Origin of the sequence: Cellulomonas fulva, assembly GCF_018531375.1 — a bacterium.
Taxonomy (GTDB): Bacteria; Actinomycetota; Actinomycetes; order Actinomycetales; family Cellulomonadaceae; genus Cellulomonas; species Cellulomonas fulva.
In genome coordinates, this window is sequence record NZ_JAHBOH010000001.1 from 1,499,465 (window position 1) to 1,523,482 (window position 24,018).

Annotated in this window: 17 protein-coding genes; 9 read left to right on the top strand and 8 right to left on the bottom strand. The window is 75.1% G+C overall.

Features of this window, described 5'->3' with window-relative positions; translation table 11 throughout:
• Positions 1-171: 171 nt before the first annotated feature.
• The 5 genes from KIN34_RS06720 to KIN34_RS06740 are packed head-to-tail and all read left to right on the top strand — an operon-like array spanning position 172 to position 7,861.
• Complete coding sequence (locus KIN34_RS06720) at positions 172-2,235, top strand: DUF6807 family protein (protein WP_307858122.1); 2,064 nt, start codon at positions 172-174, stop codon at positions 2,233-2,235.
• Positions 2,232-3,437 (top strand): Gfo/Idh/MocA family protein, encoded by a 1,206-nt coding sequence (locus KIN34_RS06725; RefSeq protein WP_214348402.1) that lies wholly within the window; start codon positions 2,232-2,234, stop codon positions 3,435-3,437. Before KIN34_RS06720 ends, KIN34_RS06725 begins: the two co-directional genes overlap by 4 nt.
• Complete coding sequence (locus KIN34_RS06730; protein WP_214348404.1) at positions 3,434-4,921, top strand: Gfo/Idh/MocA family oxidoreductase; 1,488 nt, start codon at positions 3,434-3,436, stop codon at positions 4,919-4,921. Before KIN34_RS06725 ends, KIN34_RS06730 begins: the two co-directional genes overlap by 4 nt.
• Positions 4,918-5,709 carry a 3-ketoacyl-ACP reductase gene (locus KIN34_RS06735; protein ID WP_214348406.1) on the top strand — a complete coding sequence of 264 codons (792 nt, stop codon included), beginning with the start codon at positions 4,918-4,920 and terminating at the stop codon, positions 5,707-5,709. Before KIN34_RS06730 ends, KIN34_RS06735 begins: the two co-directional genes overlap by 4 nt.
• A gap of 28 nt (positions 5,710-5,737) precedes the next feature.
• A complete protein-coding gene (locus KIN34_RS06740) occupies positions 5,738-7,861 on the top strand; it encodes an FAD-binding protein (RefSeq protein ID WP_214348408.1) in 2,124 nt (707 codons plus the stop codon).
• 140 nt (positions 7,862-8,001) lie between these two features.
• Here the strand turns inward: KIN34_RS06740 and KIN34_RS06745 are convergent, their stop codons facing one another.
• The 6 genes from KIN34_RS06745 to KIN34_RS06770 all read right to left on the bottom strand — a co-directional run bounded on the left by KIN34_RS06745 (position 8,002) and on the right by KIN34_RS06770 (position 14,975).
• A complete protein-coding gene (locus KIN34_RS06745; protein WP_214348409.1) occupies positions 8,002-8,400 on the bottom strand; it encodes an SRPBCC family protein in 399 nt (132 codons plus the stop codon).
• A gap of 289 nt (positions 8,401-8,689) precedes the next feature.
• Positions 8,690-10,192: an HNH endonuclease signature motif containing protein gene (locus KIN34_RS06750; RefSeq protein WP_214348411.1), complete on the bottom strand. Its 1,503-nt coding sequence runs from the start codon at positions 10,190-10,192 to the stop codon at positions 8,690-8,692.
• Positions 10,193-10,284: 92 nt separating this feature from the next.
• Positions 10,285-11,187 (bottom strand): sugar phosphate isomerase/epimerase family protein, encoded by a 903-nt coding sequence (locus tag KIN34_RS06755; RefSeq protein WP_307858123.1) that lies wholly within the window; start codon positions 11,185-11,187, stop codon positions 10,285-10,287.
• Positions 11,184-12,320 carry a Gfo/Idh/MocA family protein gene (locus tag KIN34_RS06760; protein ID WP_214351876.1) on the bottom strand — a complete coding sequence of 379 codons (1,137 nt, stop codon included), beginning with the start codon at positions 12,318-12,320 and terminating at the stop codon, positions 11,184-11,186. Before KIN34_RS06760 ends, KIN34_RS06755 begins: the two co-directional genes overlap by 4 nt.
• A 166-nt stretch (positions 12,321-12,486) precedes the next feature.
• Complete coding sequence (locus tag KIN34_RS06765) at positions 12,487-13,953, bottom strand: mannitol dehydrogenase family protein (RefSeq protein WP_214348413.1); 1,467 nt, start codon at positions 13,951-13,953, stop codon at positions 12,487-12,489.
• Positions 13,950-14,975 (bottom strand): LacI family DNA-binding transcriptional regulator, encoded by a 1,026-nt coding sequence (locus KIN34_RS06770; RefSeq protein WP_214348414.1) that lies wholly within the window; start codon positions 14,973-14,975, stop codon positions 13,950-13,952. Before KIN34_RS06770 ends, KIN34_RS06765 begins: the two co-directional genes overlap by 4 nt.
• A 178-nt stretch (positions 14,976-15,153) precedes the next feature.
• On the opposite strand from KIN34_RS06770, the gene uxaC reads away from it, so the two are divergent.
• A complete protein-coding gene (gene uxaC, locus KIN34_RS06775; RefSeq protein ID WP_214348416.1) occupies positions 15,154-16,569 on the top strand; it encodes a glucuronate isomerase in 1,416 nt (471 codons plus the stop codon).
• A gap of 105 nt (positions 16,570-16,674) precedes the next feature.
• Here uxaC and KIN34_RS06780 read toward each other — a convergent pair whose 3' ends face one another.
• Positions 16,675-18,246 carry a UxaA family hydrolase gene (locus KIN34_RS06780; RefSeq protein ID WP_214348418.1) on the bottom strand — a complete coding sequence of 524 codons (1,572 nt, stop codon included), beginning with the start codon at positions 18,244-18,246 and terminating at the stop codon, positions 16,675-16,677.
• An 80-nt stretch (positions 18,247-18,326) separates the two neighbouring features.
• Between KIN34_RS06780 and KIN34_RS06785 the strand changes: the two genes are divergently transcribed.
• The 3 genes from KIN34_RS06785 to KIN34_RS06795 all read left to right on the top strand — a co-directional run bounded on the left by KIN34_RS06785 (position 18,327) and on the right by KIN34_RS06795 (position 20,971).
• A complete protein-coding gene (locus tag KIN34_RS06785) occupies positions 18,327-19,346 on the top strand; it encodes a LacI family DNA-binding transcriptional regulator (RefSeq protein WP_214348420.1) in 1,020 nt (339 codons plus the stop codon).
• Positions 19,347-19,418: 72 nt separating this feature from the next.
• Complete coding sequence (mgrA, locus tag KIN34_RS06790; RefSeq protein ID WP_214348422.1) at positions 19,419-20,462, top strand: L-glyceraldehyde 3-phosphate reductase; 1,044 nt, start codon at positions 19,419-19,421, stop codon at positions 20,460-20,462.
• Between the two features lie 2 nt (positions 20,463-20,464).
• On the top strand, positions 20,465-20,971 hold the full coding sequence (locus KIN34_RS06795) for an NUDIX hydrolase (RefSeq protein WP_214348424.1): 507 nt from the start codon (positions 20,465-20,467) through the stop codon (positions 20,969-20,971).
• A gap of 157 nt (positions 20,972-21,128) precedes the next feature.
• Here the strand turns inward: KIN34_RS06795 and nirB are convergent, their stop codons facing one another.
• Entirely contained in the window at positions 21,129-24,005 is a 2,877-nt protein-coding gene (nirB, locus tag KIN34_RS06800; RefSeq protein WP_214348427.1) for a nitrite reductase large subunit NirB, read from the bottom strand.
• Positions 24,006-24,018 lie beyond the last annotated feature (13 nt).

Here is a 24,018-nt window from a genome sequence, read left to right on the forward strand (position 1 = left end):
AAACCGGTACCTCGCCCGGTACCGTAGCACCGTGCCAGAGTCTTGGGAACCGGTTTCCCATCGTGTATGTTCGGCGACGAGCCGACCACAGGCGGCCGAGCGGGGCGACGGTGCCCCGCGGTCCGTGGAGCCTGTCCGGAGGCTGTGGTGAGCCCTTCCCAGGAGGCTGCAGTGACGCAGAACGCGTGGGCCAGGCCGGCGCCCACGATCGCCGAGGTGGCGCAGGCCGCGGGTGTCTCGCGGGCGACCGTCTCGCGGGTCATGAACGGCCGCGCGACGGTCGACGAGCAGCTCGCCGCGCGCGTCCGCGAGGCGGCCGAGCGGCTGCACTACCGACCGAGCACCGTCGCGCGCAGCCTCTCCCTGGGACGGACCAACACCGTCGCCGTCGTCGTGCCGGACCTCGCCAACCCGATGTTCCAGCAGGTGCTGCGCGGCGTCTCGGCCGCGGCGGCCGAGGACGGCTACCGCGTCCTGGTCGCGGACACGAGCGAGTCGACCTCCGACGAGCGACAGGTCGCGCTGGACGCGCGGCTGCGGTGCGACGCCCTGGTCCTGGTCTCGCCGCGCATGCCCGAGGCCGAGCTGCGCGCGCTGCTGCCCGAGGTCGGCCCGGTCGTCGTGATCAACCGCGAGCCGGACGGCCGCACCCCCACGCTCGCGATCGACTACGCGGCCGGGATCGAGGACGTGGTCGAGCACCTCGTCGGGCTGGGCCACCGCCACCTGCTCTACCTGGGCGGCCCGCCGGCGAGCGCCTCGCACGGGGCACGCCTGGCCGCGTTGCGCGCGGCGGCGGCGCGACGAGCCGAGGTGCGGCTGAGCGAGCGCGCGGCCGGCTCCTCGGTCGACAGCGGCTACGCCGCGGCCGGCGACGTGCTCGCGTCCCGCGCGACCGCCGTCGTCGCCTACAACGACCTGGTCGCCTTCGGTCTCCTCGCGCGGCTCAACGAGCTCGGCGTCGCCGTCCCGGGCGACGTCTCCGTGACGGGGTTCGACGACATCGAGCTGGCCCGGTTCGCGATCCCGTCGCTCACCACCGTGACGGTCCCGCAGCTCGACCTGGGCCGCGCGGCGTGGGGGAGCCTGGCGGGAATCGTCGGGATCCGCACGGGCGGCCTCGTCGGGCTCGGTGCGGACGTACCGGGGGGCGGCACGGTGGACGAGATCACGGCGGCGTTCGGCGCCGGCCCCATCCGGCCGCGGCTCGCGGTGCGGGCCAGCACGGGGCCGGTCCCGCCGTCCGTGCGCTCGGCGGGCGGGGGCCGCACGGCCCCGGCGGCCACGGCGCCCGAGGTCGCCGCGGTCCGGTGGACCGTGGAGGGCGGCGTGGTGCGGCTCGACGGAGCGGCCGTCACGGGCGAGGAGCTCCCGCTCGCCCGGTACGAGGACGGCGAGCGCGTCCCGCCGGTGCACTCCCCGCGTCCGTTCCTGCACCCCGTGCGCACCGCGGGCGGGGTCGCGCTGACCGAGACCAGCCCCGTCGACCACCGTCACCACTACGGCGTGTCCATGGCCGTGCCCGTGGTCAACGGCACCTCCTACTGGGGTGGCCGCACGTACGTGCGCGACGAGGGCCCGACGCTCCTGCCCAACCACGGCCGGCAGGCGGGCGGCGCGGCCCGGGTGTCCCCGGACGGGCGCGGGATCGCCCAGGACGTCGTCTGGTACGACGAGCACGGCGGGGTGCTGCTGCGCGAGGGCCGGACGCTGACCGCCGGGACCGCGGCCGGCGGGTGGTCGCTGTGCTGGCGCTCGCGGCTGCACGCGACCGAGCGGGACCTGAGCATCGAGAGCCCCGGCACCAACGGCCGCGCGAACGCCGGGTACGGCGGGCTGTTCTGGCGGCTGCCGTCGGCCGACTCGACCCTCGTCCTCGGCCAGGGGCTGGTCGGTGAGGCCTCGGTGCACGGCAGCGAGTCGCCGTGGCTCGCGTTCGTCCAGCGCCGTGACGGCGCGGCGACCACGCTGCTGCTGGTGCAGGACCCCGCGACCGTCCGGCCGTGGTTCGCCCGCGTCGCGGAGTACGTCGGCGCGGGCCCCGCGCTGGCCTGGGACACGCCCCTGCTCGTCCCCGCCGGCGGCGGCGTCACGGTCGGCCTCGGCGCCGTCGTCGTGGACCGGGTGCTCGACGCCGACGAGGCCGACGCGCTGGCGTCGGAGCTGACGGCCGGGCTGGTGGGCGCAGGCGCCGACGGCCGGTCCCACGGCGGGCCCGACGAGGCCGCCTCGTGACGGGCGCGGACGGCCACCAGCCGGCGATCGCGGTCGTCGGCGTGCACGGCCACGGGCACACGCACGTGCGCAGGGTGCTGCAGCTGCAGGCGCGGGGCCGCGCGCGGCTGGCCGCCGTCGTCGACCCGCGCCCGGTCGACGGCCTGACCTACGTCCCGCCCGGGACCCGCTGGGCGCCGACGCTCGACGACGTGCTCGTCGGACCCGACCGTCCGGACGTGGTGATCCTCTCGACCCCCATCCCGACGCACCTGCCCCTCGCGCGCGCGGCCCTGCGGGCGGGCTGCGACGTGCTGCTCGAGAAGCCCACGGCCGCCTCGCTCGCGGAGCACGAGGCGCTGGTCGCGGCGGTCGAGGAGACCGGCCGGCGCTGCCAGGTCGGGTTCCAGACGTTCGGCTCGGCCGCGGTCGACCGGCTGGCCGCGCTCGTGGCGGACGGCACGCTGGGCGAGGTCGAGGCGGTCGGCGCGGTCGGCACCTGGGTCCGCACCGCCGCCTACTACGCGCGGGCCCGGTGGGCCGGCCGACGCACGCTCGACGGCGTCGACGTGGTCGACGGCGTGGTGACCAACCCGCTCGCGCACGCCGTGGCCACCGCGCTGCGCGTCGCCGGCGCCCGCACCACCGCGGACGTGGCCGACGTGCGGCTCGACCAGTACCACGCCCACCCGATCCAGGCCGACGACACGTCCTCGCTCGTCGTGACGACGTCGTCCGGCGTGCGCGTGGGCGCCGGTCTGACGCTGTGCGCGGCCGAGCGCTCGCCGGCCCGTGTCGTCGTGCGCGGCACCCTGGGCCAGGCGACGCTCTGGTACGAGTCCGACGACCTCGAGGTCCGCACCGCCGGCCGCACCACGCGGCGGACCCACGCGCGCACGGACCTCCTCGAGGACCTCCTGCTCGCGCGTGCGGACGACGGCGCGGAGCTGCGGTGCGACGTCGCGTCGACGGGGGCCTTCATGCGCGTCCTCGAGGCGGTGCGCACCGCGCCGGACCCGCGTCCGATCACCGCCGAGCACGTGCGCTGGCGTGGCGTGGGCGACGACCGGCACCCGGTGGTGCAGGGCGTCGAGCGCTGGTGCGAGCGCGCCGCGCTCGAGCCGGCCACGTTCGCCGAGCTCGGGGCGCCCTTCGCCCGCCCGGCTGACCCGACCCCGCAGCACGCTGCCCACTCCACGAGCCCCCAGGAGGTGCACCCGTGAGCGACCAGAACCCGACCGCGCCGCGACCGGCGTCCCACCGCAGCACCGCGCCCGACGAGGACGTCGCGGCCGCGTTCGCACCCGCCCGGCCCGACGCGCGGCGGCGCTACGCGGTCGCGGGCACCGGCCACCGTGCGGGCATGTACGTCGACGCGATCACAGGGGACCACGCCGAGGTCGCCGAGCTCGTCGCGTGGCTCGACCCCAACCCGGGCCGGATGGACTACTACGACGCGCACGCGGGCCGGCGGCTCGGCCGCGGCGGACCGCTCGGGCTGCCGCGCTACGGTCCGGACCAGCTCAAGCGGATGGTGGCGCACGAGGACGTCGACGTCGTCGTCGTGACCTCCCCGGACCGCACGCACGCCGACCTGGTGGTGCGCGCGCTGGACGCGGGCGCCGACGTCGTCGTCGAGAAGCCGCTGACCACGACCGTCGACGGGTGCCGGGCGATCACCGAGGCCGTCGAGCGCACGGGTCGCGACGTGGTGATGACCTTCAACTACCGCTACGCGCCGCGGAACTCCTCGCTGCGCCAGGTGATCGCGTCGGGCGAGATCGGCGAGGTCACGTCGGTGCACTTCGAGTGGGTGCTCGACACGGTGCACGGCGCCGACTACTTCCGGCGCTGGCACCGGGACAAGGACTGGTCCGGCGGGCTGCTGGTGCACAAGTCGAGCCACCACTTCGACCTGGTCAACTGGTGGCTGGGGGACGTCCCGGCACGGGTGTACGCGTCCGGCGGGCTGCGGTTCTACGGCGAGGAGAACGCGCGGTCGCGCGGCCTCGGTCCGCGCCCCGCCCGCGGCACGGGGGCGCACGGCGACCCGTTCGCGCTCGACCTCACGCGCGACGAGCGGCTGCGCGCGCTCTACCTCGACACCGAGCACCACGACGGGTACGTGCGCGACCAGGACGTCTTCGGTCCCGGCATCACGATCGAGGACAACCTCGCGCTCGTCGTCGACTACCGCCGCGGCGCGGCGCTGACCTACTCGCTCAACGCGCACAGCCCCTGGGAGGGGTACCGGGTCGCCGTGAACGGCACGGCGGGCCGGGCGGAGCTCGAGGTGGTCGAGCGCGGGGCGATCGCGGTGGACGACGAGGGCCGCGCGGTGCTCGACCCGTCCGCCACCCCCGTCGCGGCGGCCGGCCAGACGCTGCGCCCCGAGGGAGAGCGGCTGCTGGTGCAGCGGCACTGGGAGGCGCCCCGCGAGCACCCGGTCCCCGCGGGCGTCGGGGGCCACGGCGGCGGCGACGCGATCCTGCTGCAGGACGTGTTCCGGCGGCACCTGCGTCGGTCCGACGACCCGCTCGGCCGCGCCGCCGGCTACCGCGACGGCCTGCGCGCGGTGGTCGTCGGGATCGCCGCGAACCGGTCGATGCAGACGGGCGAGGCGGTGGACGTCGCCTCGCTGGGGCTGGCGCTGGACGACGAGGACGGGCACGACCGCGTGCTCGCGGGACGCAGGGGGAACGCGTGAAGGTCGCGCTCGTGACGGGCGGCAACCGGGGGATCGGCCTGGGGATCACCCGGCGTCTCGTCGAGGACGGGTTCGCGGTGTCGGTCCTGGCGACCCGGGAGGAGCCGACCGAGGTGCTGGCCGAGCTCCGCGAGGTCGCCGGCTCGTCGGACGCCGTGCGCTACGTGCGCGGTTCCGTGGCGGAGCCGCAAGACCACGCGCGGTACGTGCAGGACGCGGTGGACGCCTGGGGCCGGCTCGACCTGCTGGTCAACAACGCCGGGGTCGCGCCCGCGCAGCGTGCCGACCTGCTCGAGGCGACCCCCGAGTCGTTCGACCGCGTGCTGGGGATCAACCTGCGTGGGCCGTACTTCCTCACGCAGGAGTTCGCGCGGCGGGTGATCGAGCTGCGCGGGCCGCTCGAGGAGCTCCCGGAGCCGCCCGACGGCCCGGTCGCGACGATCGTCAACGTCTCGTCGATCTCCGCGACCACGGTCTCGACCAACCGCGGCGAGTACTGCGTGTCCAAGGCCGGCGTCGCGATGGCGACGCAGCTCTGGGCCGTGCGGCTGGCCCCCGAGGGGATCGTGGTGCACGAGGTCCGGCCCGGTGTCATCGCCACCGACATGACCGCGGGCGTGACCGAGCGCTACGACGCCCTGCTCGCCGACGGCCTCGCGCCGATCGCGCGGTGGGGCCGGCCCGCGGACGTCGCGGGCGCGGTGGCACTGCTCGCCTCCGGCCAGACGCCGTACTCGACGGGCGAGGTCTTCCACGTCGACGGCGGCATGCACGTCCCGGTCCTCTGAGCAGTCCCTGCCTGTGAGAAGGAGCTCGATGTCCCACGATCCCGTGCTCGTCCGCATCGGTGACCACGAGGTACCGGTCGTGACAGCCAACACGGTCGTCGTCGGCACCGGCTCGGCCGGCTTCTGCGCCGCCGACCGGCTGTGGGAGCTGGGCCAGGACGACGTCGTCATGGTCGCGGACAAGGTCAACGCGGGCGCGTCCCGCAACGCCGGCAGCGACAAGCAGACCTACTACAAGCTGACCCTCAGCGGCGGCGACGGCGACTCGGTGCACGAGATGGCGCAGACGCTCTTCGCGGGCGGCGCCATGGACGGGGACAACGCGCTCGCGGAGGCGGCGCTGTCCGCGCGCGGGTTCCTGCGCCTGTGCGACCTGGGCGTGCCGTTCCCGCAGAGCCGGTTCGGCGAGTTCGTCGGGTACAAGACCGACCACGACCCGCGTCGTCGGGCGACGTCCGTGGGGCCGTACACCAGCCGCAGCATGGTGACCCAGCTCGAGAAGAAGGTGCACCGCAACGGCACCCGCGTCTTCGACGAGTGCCGCGTGGTGGACGTGCTGACGCAGCCGACGTCCGGGGGCGGCCGCGCCGTGACCGGCCTGCTGGTGCTGCGCACCGACGTCCGGCACGACGGCGCGGAGTCGCCGTTCCTGCTCTTCCGCTGCACCAACCTCGTCTACGCGACGGGCGGTCCGGCGGGCATGTACGCGACGCGGGTGTTCCCCAACGGGCAGTGGGGCGCCTCGGGCGCCGCGTACCGGGCCGGCGTGCACGGCAAGAACCTCACCGAGTGGCAGTTCGGGCTCGCGTCGACCCACCCACGGTGGAACGTCTCGGGCACCTACATGCAGGTGGTCCCGCGGTTCGTGTCGACCGACGCGGACGGCGGCGACGAGCGAGAGTTCCTGCTCGAGGCGGTCCCCGACCACGGTCGGCTGATGTCGCTGGTGTTCCTCAAGGGCTACCAGTGGCCGTTCGACATCCGGAAGGCGCTCGACGGCTCGAGCCTCGTCGACCTCCTGGTCTACCGCGAGACGGTGCTGCGCGGCCGCCGGGTGTGGCTCGACTTCCGCCGCAACCCGGTGCACGACGAGTTCGACCCGTCGGTGCTCAGCCCCGAGGCGTACGAGTACCTCGACCGTGCCGGGGTGCTGTTCGGCACCCCGATCGAGCGGCTGCGTCGGATGAACGAGCCCGCCTACCAGTTCTACCTGCAGAAGAACCCGTACGTGGACCTCGAGCGGGAGATGCTCGAGGTGGACGTCTGCGCGCAGCACAACAACGGCGGCCTGCTCGTCGACGCGTGGTGGCAGTCCAACGTCGCCGGGTTCTTCCCGGTCGGCGAGGCGGGCGGCGCGCACGGCGTCTACCGGCCCGGCGGTGCCGCCCTCAACAGCGGGCAGGTCGGGGCGACGCGCGCCGCGCAGTTCGTCGCCGCGCGCCGCACCGACGGCCCGGCCGAGCCCGAGGCGTTCGCCGCGTCCGCCGGTCCGGTGCTCCAGGCCGCGCTCGACCTCGTCGACCGCGCGACCGCCCGTGCCGCGCGGGGGGAGGCGGACAACACGGGCGACCTGCTCCGCGACCTGCAGGTGCTGATGAGCGCCAAGGCGGGTCCGGTCCGGTCGGCGGCGTCGATCCACGAGGCGCTCGTCCAGGTCCACGACTGGCTGTCCAGGTACGACGAGCTCGTCGTGGCCGACCCGGCGTCGCGGCGCAACGTCAACCGGACGTTCCTGGTCCGGGACAACCTGACCAGCGCGTACGTGTACCTCTCGGCGATGGCGGACTACGTCGCGCACGGAGGCCGGTCGCGCGGGTCGGTGCTCTACACCGACCCCGAGGGCGACCTGCCCCGGGTCGGTCACGGGGTCGATGCCGACCGCGAGCTCGACCTGCCGGAGCTGTTCCGGTTCCGGCTCGACGGCGGCGCGCTCGACGAGGTGGTGCAGGAGACCGCGTGGACCGCGCCCGGCGCCGCGCGCGACGAGCCGAGCGACGGAGGCCCCGCCTTCGCCCCGGTCGCCGCGCGGGACGCCGACGACCCCGCGGGCGAGCCCGTGTTCCGATGGCGTCCGCGCCGTCCGATCCCGGTCGACGACGACTTCTTCGAGAACGTCTGGCGCGAGTTCCGCGACCACGGCAACGTCTACTGACGCGACCGCTGCGCCCCGACGGCTCGCCGACTCAGGGGACCGTCAGACGCAGACGCAGGCTCGGGCGCGGGCAGCCGGGCGCGGGGCAATCGCGGGCGGGCAGCGCGCGCGGGCGATCGGGCGCGGGCGGTCGGGCGCGGTCAGCGCGCCGTGGCCTCGACGAGCTCCTTGAGGCGATCGAGGTCGGCCTGGACCAGGGCGGCGTCACGTGCGAGCTCGTCGTCGGTCATCCCGAGCTGCCGCAGCGTGAACACGATCTCGGCGCCCTCCGGGTGCTGGAGCACGCGGACGGGGTTGTGCGTCGTCTCGCCGGACGGGAGCGTGACGTCGTGGTCGAGCACGCCGAGGTCGTTCGGCGGCGCGAAGCTCAGCCGGATGCGGCCCATCGGTGACTCCGTGACCAGGTCGTCGCCGTCGCGGACCACGGCGCTCTCGGTCAGCCCGCCCGCCCACCGGGGGAGGTTGTCGAGGTCCGCGGCGTAGGCGTACACCTCGGCCGCGGACCGGTGGATCACGGTGCTCAGGTGCACGCTGCGCATGCCCCGATGCTGCCACGCGACCGCGGGCATCACGAGGCCAGGCGTGACGGCGGGCGTGACGATGGCAGGCGTGACCGAGCCGGCCATGGCGGGGTCGGGCGTGGCTGTGCCGGGCGTGGCGGCGTCGCGCGTGGCGGGGCCGGGCGTGGCGGGGCCGGGCGTGGCGGGGCCGGGCGTGGCGGGGCCGGGCGTGGCTGTGCCGGGCGTGGCGGCGTCGCGCGTGGCGGGGCCGCGCGTGGCGGGGCCGGGCGTGAGATGGGTCAGGACGTGGGGGTGTCGCGTCCGACGGTCAGTACGGCGGCGGGCCGGGGTCGGGCGGCTCGGGCGGGGCGTGGTGCCAGGTGGCCGGCTCCGCGAGGACCGGTTGAGGATGCACGGCGTACGTGAAGCCGGCCGCGCTCGTCCACGTCACGCCGCCACCGGGAGTCCGGGCGACCTTCCAGTGCCCCTCGGTCTTGAGGTCGTGGTGTCGCTTGCACGCGGCGTGCAGGTTGGCCGGGACCGTCTGGGCTGCGCCGTCGGGGGCCGGGCGGTGCCGGTAGGGCGCGATGTGGTCGAGCTCCGCAGCACCCGCCGGGCGCACGCACCCGGGGAACGTGCAGGTGACGTCCCGCGCGACGACGTGGCCCGCCAGCACCGCGCCCGCGCGGTACGCGTGGGTGCCGCGCTCGATCAGCGCACCCGTCGCCGGATCCGTCAGGAGCCGCCGCCACGTCCCGTCGGCAGCGATCCGGCGCGCGGCCTCGGCAGAGATCGGCCCGTACCCGGTCAGGTCCGCCGGGACGTCGTCGAGGCCCAGCAGCGTGGTCGCGGCGACCGTCACCTGGATGTGGGGCCGCACCCGGCGTCGCCGCGACAGCGTGCCGCCGCGGGGCAGCTCACCGGTCTCGGCGATCGCGGCGAAGACCGACGTGAAGATGTCGGCGCGCTTCTGGTGGAGCGTGCGCCGGTCGAGCGCGTCGTCCGTCGCGTCGGCAGCGGCGTCGAGGACGGTCCGCACCAGCATGGCGTCGGCGGCGGGGAGGAACGCCGAGATCCAGGCCATGCCGTCGGGCGCCCAGTCCACCGAGACACGGCGGTTGCCGACCGCCCGCCGAGCGCGTGCCGCGGTCGCCGCCGGGTCCACCGCGATCACCGCACGCCGGGCCGCTCGTCGCAGCTGCGTCGTCGTGAGCCCGTACGACTGCTCGGCGACGACCCGCGCGACCTCGCGCCGGGCGTGCGCGAGCGCCGCGGGATCGCCCGGCTCCTGCGCCCTGGCGTCCAGGACCGCGAGCTCGTCGAGAAGGACGTCGACCTTGCGGAGGTCCATCGACCCGTCGCGGAGCGCGGCGTCCACGACGGGGAGCTCGCCGAGGTGCTCCGCCCGCACCACGACGGTGTGAGCGGCGGTCGACGTCCACGAGAGGGCGGCCGCGAGCTCGGCCACGAGCGCGCTGGGCCGGTTGGCCTGGCGCACCGCGAGCTCGCGGACGATCCGTGCCTGCTCGGCCTGGGCGACCCCCACGAGCTGCTGCCACCCGGCCACGAGGTCGACGAGCGCGGCGTCCGAGCAGTCCTGCACGGCCGAGCCGGCGGACCTCTCCGTCAGCTCCACGGCGAGTGCACCCGCCTGGGGGTCGTCGACGGGGAAGTGGCGCACGAGGTCGGCCCACAGCGCCTCGACGGGTGCGGCCGGCCCCGTCCCGGGGACTGCCAACGTCGGTGTCGGCCTGCTCGGTGCCTGCCTCGGTGCCTGCCTCGGGATCTCGGTCTCGGTCGCGGTCTCGGTCGCGGTCTTGGTCTCGGTCATGTCCACCCCCTTCGAACAAGTGTTCCATCGACCACTGACACGCAGCAGTCCTGTGGAAGCGTTCGGAGCGGAGCGGCCCGCGGGCGGACGGGTCAGAGGTAGGGCAGCACGTGGCGCACGTACCGCTCGGCGAGCGTGCGCACGGTCTCGTCGCCATCGGTCGCCCAGACGCCCTCGTGGAAGATCTCGACCTCCACGTCCCCGGCGTACCCCGCGTCGCGGACCCACCCGGTGATCGTCGCGAAGTCCACGTAGCCGTCGCCCACGTGGCCGCGCGAGTTGAGCGCGAGGGGCTGGAGGGGGAGCAGGAAGTCGCACACCTGGTAGGAGGCGATGCGCCCCGCGGCTCCCGCACGCGCGATCTGCCGCGCCAGGTCCGGGTCCCACCACACGTGGTAGGTGTCGACGACGACCCCGACGACCTCCGACGGGTACGGCTCCGCCAGGTCCAGGGCCTGGCCGAGCGTCGAGATCACCGCACGGTCGGCGGCGAACAGCGGGTGCAGCGGCTCGAGCACCAGGCGCACCCCGTGCCCGGCGGCGAAGGGTACGAGCTCGCCGATCCGGTCCGCCACGCGCTGCCGTGCCGCGACGAGGTCGCGCGCGGGGTCCGCCGGACTGCCGCCCGGGTACGCCGCCGCCCGCTGCTCGGGTCCGGGCGCCGCGGGCAGCCCGCCCACGACCATGACGAGCTCGTGGGTGCCGAGCGTCGCGGCCTCCTCGATCGCACGGCGGTTGTCGTCGAGCGCGGCGCGCTGCCCGGCCTCCTCGTCGGACGTCAGGAAGCCTCCGCGGCACAACGACGAGACCCGCAGGCCCGCCCCGGCCACCACGGCAGCCGCGCGCGCGACCCCGATCTCCTGCACGCGGTCCCGCCAGAGCCCGACGGCGGGCAGTCCGGCGCGCACCGCACCCGCGACGGCCTCCTCGAGCGTCCAGTGCTTGGTGGTCGCGGTGTTGAGCGACAGCCGGGACAGGGCGGGCGCGTCGGTCACAGCGTGATCGCGGGGATGTCGAGGCGGCGGCCCTCGGCCGACGAGCGCAGCCCCAGCTCCGCGAGCTGCACGCCGCGCGCGGCGGACAGCAGGTCGAACCGGTGCGGGCGGCCCGCGACGACGTCGGCGAGGAACTCCTCCCACTGCAGCTTGAAGCCGTTGTCCAGGTCCGCGTTCGCCGGCACCTCGAGCCACTGCTCGCGGAACGGCTCGGTGACCGGCAGGTCCGGGTTCCACACGGGCTTGGGCGTGTGCGCGCGCTGCTGCGCGACGCACCTGCGCAGCCCCGCGACGGCCGACCCGTGCGTCCCGTCGACCTGGAACTCCACGAGCTCGTCGCGGTAGACGCGCACCGCCCACGACGAGTTGATCTGCGCGACCACGGGGTCGCCGCCCGGTGTCACGACGTCGAAGATCCCGTACGCGGCGTCGTCCGCCGTCGCGGCGTACTCGCGGCCCTGCTCGTCCCAGCGCGTCGGGATGTGCGTGACCGTGGTCGCGTTGACGGTCCGGACCGTGCCGAGGATGCCCTCGAGGACGTAGTTCCAGTGGCAGAACATGTCCGTGGTCATGCCGCCGCCGTCCTCCTTGCGGTAGTTCCACGACGGGCGCTGCGCAGGCTGGTGCTCACCCTCGAACACCCAGTAGCCGAACTCGCCGCGCAGCGACAGGATCCGGCCGAAGAAGCCCTCGTCGACGAGGCGGCGCAGCTTGACCAGGCCCGGCAGGTACAGCTTGTCGTGCACCACGCCCGCGGTCACGCCCATCTCCTCGCGCAGCCGCGCGAGGTCGACGGCCTCGGCGAGCGTCTCCGCCGTCGGCTTCTCCGTGTAGACGTGCTTGCCGGCCTTCATCGCGCGCGTCAGCGTGGCGGCGCGCAGCGAGGTCATGCTCGCGTCGAAGACGACGTCGATGCTGTCGTCGTCGATCAGGGAGTCGAGGTCGGTGCTCCAGTGCTCGACGTCGTGCTGCCGCGCGATCTGCTCGACCTTCTCGGCGTTCCGCCCGACGAGCACGGGCTCGACCTGCACGCGCGTGCCGTCCGCCAGCGTGATGCCGCCCTGCTCGCGGATCGGCAGGATCGAGCGCACCAGGTGCTGGCGGTAGCCCATCCGGCCGGTGATGCCGTTCATCGCGATGCGCAGGGTGGTCACGAACGTCCTCCAGGGTCGGCCGCCTCGTCGCGGCGCTGGTCCCGTGCAGCCGGGAATGCGCTTTCCATCCTACCGACGACGAGGGGCTCGCGGTCAACACCCGACGCCGAGCGGCCGTGGACGAGGGAGTCGGGCGCGCGGGCGGTCAGACGAAGCAGGGGAGCGCTGTCGCCAGCGCGGCGCGGAAGGAGTCGCTCGACCGGAGGTCCGGCCCGAAGACCGCCTCGATCTCCAGCAGCCGGTCGGGCAGGCCGCGCAGCGGGCCCGCGGCGGCGTCGGCCAGCCGGGCGGAGAGGGGGTCGTCGAGCGGGACCGGACGGCCGGCGACGACGAGGTCGCCCGCGCTCGTCGCGCGCACGTAGGCCATCCAGGCGGCGACCCCCAGCGCCGCGGCCTGCGGCGTGGCGCCCGCGGTGAGCCGGTCCCGCACGGTGCCGAGCAGCCGCTGCGGCAGCTTCTGCGAGCCGTCCATCGCGACCTGGACCGTGGTGTGGCCGGTTGCCGGGTTGGCGAAGCGGTGCAGCACCTCGTCCCGGTAGGCGGCCAGGTCCGCGCCGTCCGGGGCCTCGAGGGTGGGCAGCACGTCGTCGTCGACGAGCGCGCGCGCCCACTCGTGCAGCACGGGGTCGGCCACGGCCTCCGCGATCGTCAGGTGGCCGCGCAGCGCTCCGGCGTAGGCGAGCAGGGAGTGCGTGGCGTTCAGGACCCGGAGCTTCGCGCGCTCGTACGGTGCGACGTTGCGGGTGAGCGTGGCACCGGCGAGCTCCCACGCGGGGCGCGGCCCGGCGAAGTCGTCCTCGACCACCCATTGCGTGAAGGGCTCCCCGACCACGAGCGCCTGGTCCTGCAGCCCGAGCAGCCGCTCGGCGCGGGCGTGGTGCTCCGGCGTGGTCGCGGGCACGATGCGGTCGACCATCGTCGACGGGAAGCGCACCTGCTCCGCGACCCAGGCGCGCAAGTGGTCCGCCCCGGCGGCGGCGAGCAGCCCGTCGACCAGCCCGGCGAGGACGCGCCCGTTGTCGGTGAGGTTGTCGCAGCAGACGACCGTGAGCGGGCCGCCGTCCTCCCGGCACCGGCGGTCGAGGGCGCGGACCAGCAGCCCCGTCGCCGACCGGGCGGGAGCGTCGTCGTCGCGCCCCAGCGCGGAGAGGTCGGCGAGGACGGCCTCGTCGGACAGGTCCGGCGTCCCGTCCGGCCCGCGGCGGTAGCCCTTCTCGGTGACGGTGAGCGTGACCACCCGCGTGGTGGGCGCCGCGACGGTGGCGAGGACGTGCGCCGTGTCGCGGCCGGGGTAGGCGGCCTCGCGGAGCGCGCCGACGACGCGCAGCGACGCGTCCGCGGCGCCCAGGGTGAGCACGCCGTACAGCCCGTCCTGGGGCGCGACCTGCTCGACGACACGGGCCGAGCGCTGCGTCACGCCGAGGATGCCCCACGAGTCGTCGCCGGTCGCCGCCGCGGCATCCTCCGTGAGCACCGCCTGGTGCGCGCGGTGGAACGCACCCAGCCCCAGGTGCACGATGCCCGTGCGGGCCGGCTCGACGCGCGGTCCGGTCACGTCCGGCCGTGGCAGCGCCGCGGCGAGGGCGCTGCGGGAGAGGCGGTCGGGGGTCATCGGGTCTCGCTCTCGTCAGCGGTCTCGGGAGGGCGCGGCGCGGTTCCCGACGAGGCCGGCGCGGGTGCGGTCGAGGCGCGCACCAGGAGCTCGACGGGCAGGGCGACGTCCGGCTCCGGGGGCGCGCCGTCCAGGAGCCGGTCCACCGCCGCACGGCCGAGCCGCGCAAGGGGCACGGCGACCGTGGTGAGCCGCGGGCTGCCCAGGGAGGCCACGGTGTCGTCGTGGCCCACCACGGACACGTCCTGCGGGATCGACAGACCGCGCGAGCGCAGCCGGTCGACGAGGGCGAGCGCGACGAGGTCGTTGTGGGCGAGGACGGCCGTGACCCCGGCCGCGGCCGCGACGTCCGCCGCGGCGGTGCCGCCCCCGGCGGTGGCGGGGAAGTGGCCCAGGTCGACGACCTCGAGCCGGTGCAGGCCGTGCGCGGCGAGCTCGAGCCCGTCGCGACGGCGCGCGTCCGACCAGGAGCCGGCCGGGCCGCCCGCGAACCCGATCCGGCGGTGGCCGAGCGCGTGCAGGTGCCGCACCGCCTGGCGCATGCCGTCGGTATGGTCGACGACGACCGACGAGCGGCCGGGGTGCCGTCGGTTGACGAGCACCAGCGGACGGTCCTCGCTGAGCCGCGCGATGTCCTCGTCGGACATGCGGGGGGAGGCGAGCAGCGTGCCGTCCGCCTGCGCCCCGAGCTGGGCGACGAGGTCCGCCTCGAGGTGCGGGTCCTCGTCAGCGTCGGCGACGAAGACGCCGTACCCGAGCTCCCGCGCGCGGGCCTGGACGCCCTTGACCAGACCGGCGAAGAAGGGGTTGGCGACGTCCGGGACGACGAGGCAGAGGTTGCCCGTGCGGCCGCTGCTCAGCTCCCGCGCGGCCCGGTTGGGCCGGTAGCCGAGCTCGTGGGCGGCGCGCTCGACCAGCGCGCGCCGGGCGGGAGCGACGAGCTCGGGGTTGGCGAGCGCGCGCGAGGCGGTGGCGGGGGAGACCCCCGCCGCCCGGGCGACGTCGCGCAGCGTGGCGACCACGTGTCCTCCTCGTCGAGTGATGAACGCGATTTCATCATGGCAGACGCTGGCGAGGCAAGCGCTTGCCGTGTAGCGTCGATTCTATGCGATTCGCCTCGACGACGCGGATGAACGCGTTTGCACTGCCATTCATCACACCGGCCGCCACGGACGCGGTCGCGAGCCGCCGGGACCTGCCGTGCTGACGACGACGCTGCACCCGGACCGGGCGTTGCCGGCCGACACGGCCCTGCGGCCGCTGGCCCGCGAGATCTTCGCGGCGACGCGCGACCTGCCGCTGGTCTCGATGCACGGTCACGTCGACGCCGCCCTGCTGGCGGACGACGAGCCGTTCCCGGACCCGGCCGCGCTCTTCGTCGTCCCGGACCACTACCTGGTGCGGATGCTGGTCTCGCAGGGTGTGCCGCAGGACGCGCTCGGCGTGCCGCGCCGCGACGGCGTGGCGGTCGAGCAGGACCCGCGCGCGATCTGGCGGACGTTCGCGTCCCGCTGGCACCTGTTCCGCGGCACCCCGACGCGGCTGTGGCTCGAGCACGTGCTCGTCGAGGTGTTCGGCTGCGACGAGCCGCCGAGTGCGCAGAGCGCGGACCGCCTCTTCGACCACCTGAGCGAGCGGCTCGCGCAGCCCGAGTTCCGGCCGCGCGCGCTGTTCGAGCGGTTCAACATCGAGATCCTCTCGACCACGGACGCCGCCGACTCCGGGCTGGCGGACCATGCCCGGCTCGCGGCGGCGGGCTGGGGCGAGCGGGTGGTGCCGACGTTCCGTCCCGACGCGGTGGTGCACCTCGACCGACCCGGCTGGCGGGACGCGCTGACGGCGCTCGAGCAGCGGTGCGGCTACCCGATCGAGGGCTACCGCGACCTGGTCCGGGCGCTCGAGGAGCGGCGGGTCGCGTTCAAGGCGGCGGGTGCGCGCGCCAGCGACCACGGCCACCTGGGCGCGGACGCCACGCCGCTGACGGACGCCGAGGCGGACCGGATCGTCGTCGCGGCGCTGCGGGGCCAGGTCGACCCGGGCGACGCGGTCGCGTTCGCCGGTCACATGCTGTTCGAGACCGCGCGGATGGCCAGCGAGGACGGCCTCGTCATGCAGCTGCACCCCGGGGTGCTGCGGGACCACGACCCCGCGGTGCTCGCGTCGCGCGGGCCGGACGTGGGCTACGACATCCCGGTGCCCACCGACTTCACGCGCGGGCTGCGACCGCTGCTCACCGCGTTCGGCCACCACCCCGGGCTGCGGATGGTGCTGTTCACCGTCGACGAGGACACGTTCTCCCGCGAGCTCGCGCCCCTCGCCGGCGTGTACCCGGCCGTGCGGCTGGGCGCCCCGTGGTGGTTCCTGGACACGCCCGACGGCATGCGCCGCTTCCGCGAGGCCGTCACGGACACCGCGGGCTTCTACAACACGACCGGCTTCGTCGACGACACGCGGGCGTTCTGCTCGATCCCCGCGCGGCACGACCTGGCCCGTCGGATCGACGCCGGCTACCTCGCCCGCCTGGTCGCCGAGCACCGCCTGACCCTCGACGAGGCCACGGAGACCGCGGTCGACCTGGCCCTCACCCTCCCCCGAGAGTCCTACGCCCCCCGCTGACCGCGCGACCTCCCGGGCCCACCCCGCCGGAGCGGCCACGGCCTCGTCGCCCACCCCTCCCACGGCGTCGTCGGTGTGGGTAGGTGGCGACGCAGGGCCGTGGGGTCAGGTGACGGCGCCGAGCTGCCAGGGGACGAACTCGTCGGCGCCCAGGTCCAGCTCCTCGGAGACGGTCTGCCGCCCCGACGCGACCTCGACCACCAGGTCGAACAGCTCCTGGCCGACCTGCGCGACCGTCGCCGTGCCGTCGACGATCCGCCCCGCGTTGAGGTCCATGTCCTCGCTCATCCGCAGGTAGGTCGCGGTGTTGGTGGCCACCTTGATCGACGGCGTCGGCTTGCACCCGAGCACCGAGCCGCGGCCGGTGGTGAAGACCACGACGTTCGCGCCGCCCGCGACCAGGCCGGTGACGGAGACCGGGTCGTACCCCGGGGTGTCCATGAAGGTGAAGCCCCGGGCGGTGACGCGCTCGGCGTACTCGTAGACCGCGGTGAGCTCGGCCGTCCCGCCCTTGGCCACGGCGCCCAGCGACTTCTCGAGGATCGTGGTCAGCCCGCCGGCCTTGTTGCCGGGGGACGGGTTGTTGTCGAGCGTGCCCCCGCCCGCGGCGGTGTACGTCTTCCACCACGCGATCCGGTCGAGCAGGCGCTGGGCGACCTCGGGGGAGACGGCACGACGGAGCAGCAGGTGCTCGGCGCCGAACACCTCAGGCGTCTCGGCGAGCACGCTGGTCCCGCCGTGCGCGACCAGCAGGTCCGACGCGACGCCCAAGGCGGGGTTGGCCGTGATGCCGGAGTACCCGTCCGAGCCCCCGCAGTTCAGCCCGAGCACCAGCTCGGAGACCGGCGCCGGCTCGCGGCGCAGCGCGTCGACCTGGGGCAACATCTCCTCGATCGCGGCGACCGCGGCTCGCACGGTGCGGCGGATGCCGCCGGTCTCCTGGATCTGCAGCGTGCGGACCGGCTTGTCGGGCGGCAGCTCGAGCCCGTCCAGGACCGACGCGGCCGGCAGCATCTCGCAGCCGAGCCCGATGACGAGCAGGGCGGCGATGTTCGGGTGGTCCGCGTACCCGCGCAGCGTGCGCAGCGTGATCTGGGCACCCTCGCTCGTCGGGACGAGGCCGCAGCCCGTGTCGTGGGTCAGGGCGACGACGCCGTCCACGTGCGGGAACGCGTCGAGGGCCCGGCCGCGGAACTGGTCGGCGACCAGACGGGCGGTCGACGCGGAGCAGTTGACCGACGTGACGATGCCGACGTAGTTGCGCGTGCCCCACCGGCCGTCCGAGCGCCGGTAGCCGTCGAACGCGCGCGGCGCCGCGGGGACGGGTGGACGGGTGCGGGCCGTACCGACCTCGTACATCCGCTCGTCGTCGGCCATGCCGAGGTTGTGGGTGTGCACGTGGTCGCCCGGCGCGATGTCCCGCGTGGCCCGGCCGATGGACTGCCCGTACTTGCGCACCTGGTCACCCGCGGCCGCGGGGCGCAGCGCGAGCTTGTGCCCGCGCGGCACGCTCTGGCGCACGGCCAGCGTGCCGCCCTCGGCCAGGCCCAGCTCCGTGCCGGACTGCAGGTCGCGCGTGGCGACGCCGACGTGGTCGTCGGGCCGCAGCACCAGCACGCTCGAGGCGAGGTCCGCCGGCGCGCTCGTCGGCTGCGCGGCGTGGTCCGTGTCGGTCATCGTCGTCCTTCCGGGTGTCCCGGGTGCGGGCACCCCTGCAGGATACCGCTTTCCGCAAGGCGTTCCCCTAGTCTCGGCACATGGCCGTGACCTTGAGCGACGTCGCACGCGAGGCGGGCGTGTCCCTGGCCACCGCGTCGCGCGCGATCAACGGCAGCCCCACCCGCACCGTGCGCGCCGACCTGCGGGACCGCGTGCTCGCCGCCGCGGAGCGGCTGCGCTACACCCCGGACGCGAACGCGCAGGCCGTCGCGCGCGGCCGGACCACCTCGCTCGGGCTCGTCGTGCACGACATCGCGGACCCGTACTTCTCCTCGATCGCGCGCGGCGTCACGCACGCGGCGGGCCGGGCCGGGCTGCAGGTGATCCTCGCGAGCACCGAGCAGGACCCCTCGCGCGAGCTGGAGATCGTCGAGCTGCTGCGCCGGCAGCGCGCGCGGGCGATCGTGATCGCGGGCGGGCGGCACGACGACGCCGACGCGACCGCCGCGCTCGCCGCGGTCCTGGCCGAGTACCGCGACTCGGGCGGCGCGGCGGCGCTCGTCGGGCAGCCCGTCCTCGGGACGGACACCGTCCAGATCGCCAACGCCGACGGCGCGCGTGCGCTCGCGCGCGAGCTGCACGCCCGCGGGTACCGCGACGTCGCTGTCCTCGCGGGACCGCCCACGCACCTGACGGCACGCGAGCGCCGGGAGGCGTTCGTCGACGAGCTCGCGCGGCTGGGCGTGCGCGTGCCCGACGAGCGCGTGGTCGCCGGTGCGTTCGACCACGACGGCGGCGCCGACGCGATGCGCTCGCTGCTGGCCGCGGGACCCGTCCCGGAGCTCGTGTTCGCGGTCAACGACGTCATGGCGCTCGGCGCGCTGACCGCCGTGCGGGCTGCCGGTCTGGGCGTGCCGGACGACCTGGCGCTCGCAGGGTTCGACGACATCACGACCCTGCGGGACGTGGTCCCCGGCCTGACCACCGTGCGCATCCCCCTCGAGGAGGTGGGCGTCGCGGCGACCGAGCTCGCGCTCGAGCCCGCGGGGGGCGCCCCGCGCGTCGTGCCGGTCGAGACCCACGTGACGATCCGCGAGTCCACGCCCGCCCGCGGGTGAGCCGCCCGCCGGCGGACCGGCGCGCTCGTCGGACGGGATAGTTTGGCTGCCGATCCCGACGGAAGGACCCGCATGGCCACCGAGCCCGCCTACCGAGCCGACGACGCGCGCTACGCGTCGATGACGTACCGCCGCGCCGGGCGCAGCGGGCTGGCGCTGCCGGCGCTGTCGCTGGGGCTCTGGCACAACTTCGGGCACGGCAAGCCGTACGAGACGCAGCGCGCCGTCCTCCGGCGCGCGTTCGACCTGGGCGTCACGCACTTCGACCTCGCCAACAACTACGGCCCGCCGTACGGCTCGGCCGAGACGGCGTTCGGTCGCGTGCTCGCCGAGGACCTGCGGCCGTACCGCGACGAGCTCGTCATCTCCACGAAGGCCGGCTACGACATGTGGCCCGGCCCGTACGGCGACGGCGGCTCGCGCAAGTACCTGCTGGCGTCGCTCGACCAGTCGCTCGCGCGCATGGGGCTCGACTACGTCGACATCTTCTACTCGCACCGGATGGACCCCTCGACGCCGCTCGAGGAGACCATGGGCGCGCTGCACACCGCGGTCGTCTCCGGCCGAGCGCTGTACGCCGGCATCTCCAACTACTCGCCCTCGGCGACGCGGGAGGCCGCGCGGATCCTCGCGGACCTGGGCACGCCGCTGCTCATCCACCAGCCCAACTACTCGATGTTCTCGCGGCACGTCGAGCGGGTCGGCGAGGGGCAGACGGAGTCCCTGCTCGACGCCGTCGGTGACCTCGGGATCGGGACCATCGTCTTCTCGCCCCTGCAGCAGGGGCTGCTGACCGACCGCTACCTGTCCGGCGAGGTGCCGTCCGGCTCGCGCGCCGCCGAGGGCCGGTTCCTGCAGGAGTCGGCGATCTCGCCGACCTACCTGGCCCGCGCGCGGGCGCTGAACGAGGTCGCCGCGGGCCGCGGGCAGTCGCTGGCGCAGCTCGCGCTGTCCTGGGTGCTGCGCGACGAGCGCGTGACCTCGGCGCTGATCGGCGCGTCCTCGGTGGCGCAGCTCGAGGCCAACGTCGCCGCGCTGGACGCCGGAGCGCTGACCGACGACGAGCTCGCGGCGATCGAGCCGCACGCCGTCGACGGCACCCACCAGGGCAGCTGACGGTGGCGATCCCGGACTTCGTCGTCGCGCTGCGCGCCAAGATCGGCACCGACCCGCTGTGGCTGAGCGGGGTGACGGCGGTGGTGACGCGACCGTCGCCGGGCTCGTCGGAGCCCGAGGTGCTGCTGGTGCGCCGCGCTGACAACGGCGCGTGGACCCCGGTCACCGGCATCATCGACCCGGGCGAGCAGCCCGCGGACGCCGCCGCGCGCGAGACGCTCGAGGAGGCCGGCGTGGTCGCCGTCGCCGAGCGGCTCGCCGCGGTGCACACCCTGCCGCCGATGACCTACGAGAACGGCGACCAGGCCCAGTACCTCGACCTCGTGTTCCGCCTCCGCTGGGTCTCCGGCGAGCCGTGGCCCGCCGACGGCGAGAACACGGAGGCCGCGTGGTTCCCGCTCTCCGTGCTGCCGGCGGTGTCCGACGAGATGCGTGGCCGCATCGAGGTGGCGTTGTCCGACGAGGCCGCGGCCCGGTTCGTGGTCACCGCCACGGACGCGCCCGGCTGACCTCGCCCCAGCCGGCGGAGCCCTCCAGCCTGCCCGCCGAGGTGCGGTCGGCAGCTCCGCCGAGGTCGTCAGTCTGGCGCGAGAGCGCGGGACGCAACCGCGTTCTCGCCGCGAGTCGACGAACTCGGCGGGAGGCCGGTGGCGACCCGACCCCGGCTCAGGGCGAGACGAGCACCGCGCCCTCCGAGAGGGTCACATGGAAGGTCTGCAGGGGGAGCGGGTCCTTGCCGACCGGGTCGAGGCACTCGCCGGTCTCGAGGTCCCAGACCTGCTTGTGCATCGGGGAGGTGATCGTGGCCCGGCCGGCGCGGTCGCCGACGATCCCGCGGGACAGCACGTTCGCGCCGGAGAACGGGTCGCGCTGCTGGACGGCGAGCACGCGCTCGTCGGACAGGCGGAACAGGGCGACGGGGACGGTGCCGAGCAGCGCACCGGCGCCGCGCTCGGGGGTGAGGTCGGCGACCTGGCACACGGCGGTCGGGCCGGTGGGGCCGGACGGGACCGGGGGGACCGACGGCGCGGACGGCGCCGCCGGGACGCGCTGGCCGCGCCGCGGCTCGTACGCGAGCGAGGGGTCCGCGGCCTGCGGCGCGTTCAGGTACGGCGTGAACGAGGCCAGCTTCGCGGGGTCGTCGAGGGTCGCCTGCCACTCGTCGACGTAGCCCGCGACGTGCCGCTCGACCTCCGCCTCGAGCTCGGCGGCGAGGCCGTCGCGGTCGTCGACGACGATCGCGCGCAGCTCGTCGAGCCCGCCCGGGAAGTCCGCGACCCACGGCGCGGTGCGCTGCAGGCGGTCGGCGGACCGGATGTAGAGCGCGAGGAACCGGTCGATGACGCGCACGAGGGTCTCGGCGTCGAGGTCCTCGGCCAGCAGCGACGCGTGCCGCGGCGTGAACCCGCCGTTGCCGCCGACGTACACGTTCCAGCCGGCTGCGGTCGCGATCACGCCGACGTCCTTGCCCCGCGCCTCGGCGCACTCGCGCGCGCACCCGGAGACGCCGACCTTGAACTTGTGCGGCGACCGCAGGCCCCGGTACCGGAGCTCCAGACGAACGGCCATGGACGACGAGTCCTGCACGCCGAACCGGCACCACGTCGATCCCACGCACGTCTTGACCGCCCGCAGCGACTTGCCGTAGGCCTGCCCGGACTCGAACCCGGCGTCGACCAGCCGCCGCCAGATGGCGGGGAGCTGGTCCTGCCGGGCACCGAACATCCCGATCCGCTGCGCGCCCGTGACGCGGGTGAACAGCCCGAAGTCCTGCGCGATCGTTGCGAGCGCCAGGAGCTTCTCCGGGGTGACCTCGCCGCCGGGCATGCGCGGCACCACCGAGTACGTGCCGTCCTTCTGCAGGTTGGCGAGCAGGTGGTCGTTGGTGTCCTGCAGCGGCGCCTGGTCGGGCTGGAGCACGTGCCCGACGCCGAGCGAGGACAGGATCGAGGCGACGACCGGCCGGCAGATCGCGCAGCCGCGGCCCGTCCCGTGCGCCGCGACGATCTCGGTGAAGGTGCGCTCGGTGCCGCCGCGGACGAGCGCGAACAGCTCCGCCCGGGACATCGCGAAGTGCTCGCACATCGCGTTGCTGACGGCGACGCCGGCCTGCGTCAGCGAGACGTTGACGATCTTGGTGAGCAACGGGACGCACGAGCCGCAGACCGTGCCCGCCTTGGTGCAGGTCTTGACCTCGCCGACCGACTGGCAGCCGTGCTCGGTGACCGCGCCGCGGATGGTGCCCGCGGTGACGTTGGCGCAGGAGCACACGACGACGTCGTCGGGCAGGTCGGCCGACACGGGCGCCTCGCCGCCGGAGGCGAGGAACGCGGACGGGTCCGCGCCGAGCGGGCGGCCGAGCAGCGGCCGCAGCGACGAGTACAGCGCGGTGTCGCCGACGAAGACGCCGCCCAGGAGCGTGCGCGCGTCGTCGGACACGACGAGCTTGCGGTACGACTTGGCGACCGGGTCCGCGAAGGTGACCTCGAGCGCGTCCGGCGTCAGCGCCAGGACGTCCCCGAAGCTCGCGGCCTCGACGCCGACGCCCTTGAGCTTGGTGCCGTCGGCGGCGCGCGTGTACGTCGACGAGCCGCCGAACAGCTGGTCGGCCACCACGTCGGCCATCGCGTTGCCGGGCGCGACCAGGCCCGCGCACTCGCCGTCGTGCGATGCGCACTCGCCGATCGCCCAGACGCGCGGGTCCGACGAGCGGCACGTGGGTCCGACGAGCACGCCGCCCCGCTCGCCGATGCCCAGACCCGACTCCCGCGCGAGGCGGTCGCGGGGCCGGATGCCGGTGGAGAAGACCACGACGTCGACGTCGAGGACGTCGCCGTCCGAGAGCTCGAGCGCGGTCACCGCGCCGTCGGCGCCCGCGACCACGCGGGTCGCCGCCGTGGTGGTGCGCACGTCCATGCCCTTGTCCGCGACGAGCACGCGTAGGGCCTCGCCGCCGCCCGCGTCGAGCTGGACCGCCATGAGCCGGTCCGCGAACTCCACGACGGTCGCCGTCGCCCCCAGGTTCTGCAGCGCCGCAGCGGCCTCGAGGCCGAGCACGCCGCCGCCGACGACCGCGCCGCGCACGGGCCGCCCGAGTGCCCGGGACCGGTCATCGACCCAGGCCGTGATCCGCGCGATGTCGTCGAGCGTGCGGTACGCGAGCACGCCGGGCAGGTCCGCGCCCTCGGTGCGCGGCACCCACGCCCATGACCCGGTCGCGAGGACCAGGTCGTCGTACTCGAGGACACGGCCCGAGCGTGTGGTGACGGTGCGGGCGTCGCGGTCGAGCGACTCGACGTAGTCGCCGGTGACCAGCTCCACGCGCTCGTCGTCCCAGACCGTCGGGTCCAGCAGCAGGTCCTCCGGCGCGCGACCGGTGATCGCGTCGGACAGGTGGACGCGGTCGTACGGTGCCCACGACTCGTCGCCGACCACCGTCAGCCGCCACGCGCCGGGCCGCTCGACGAGCTGCTCCGCGAACCGGTGCGCCACCATGCCTGCCCCGACGACGACCACGCGTCCGGGCGTCTGCTGCTCCCTCATGGGAGGAGTTTTC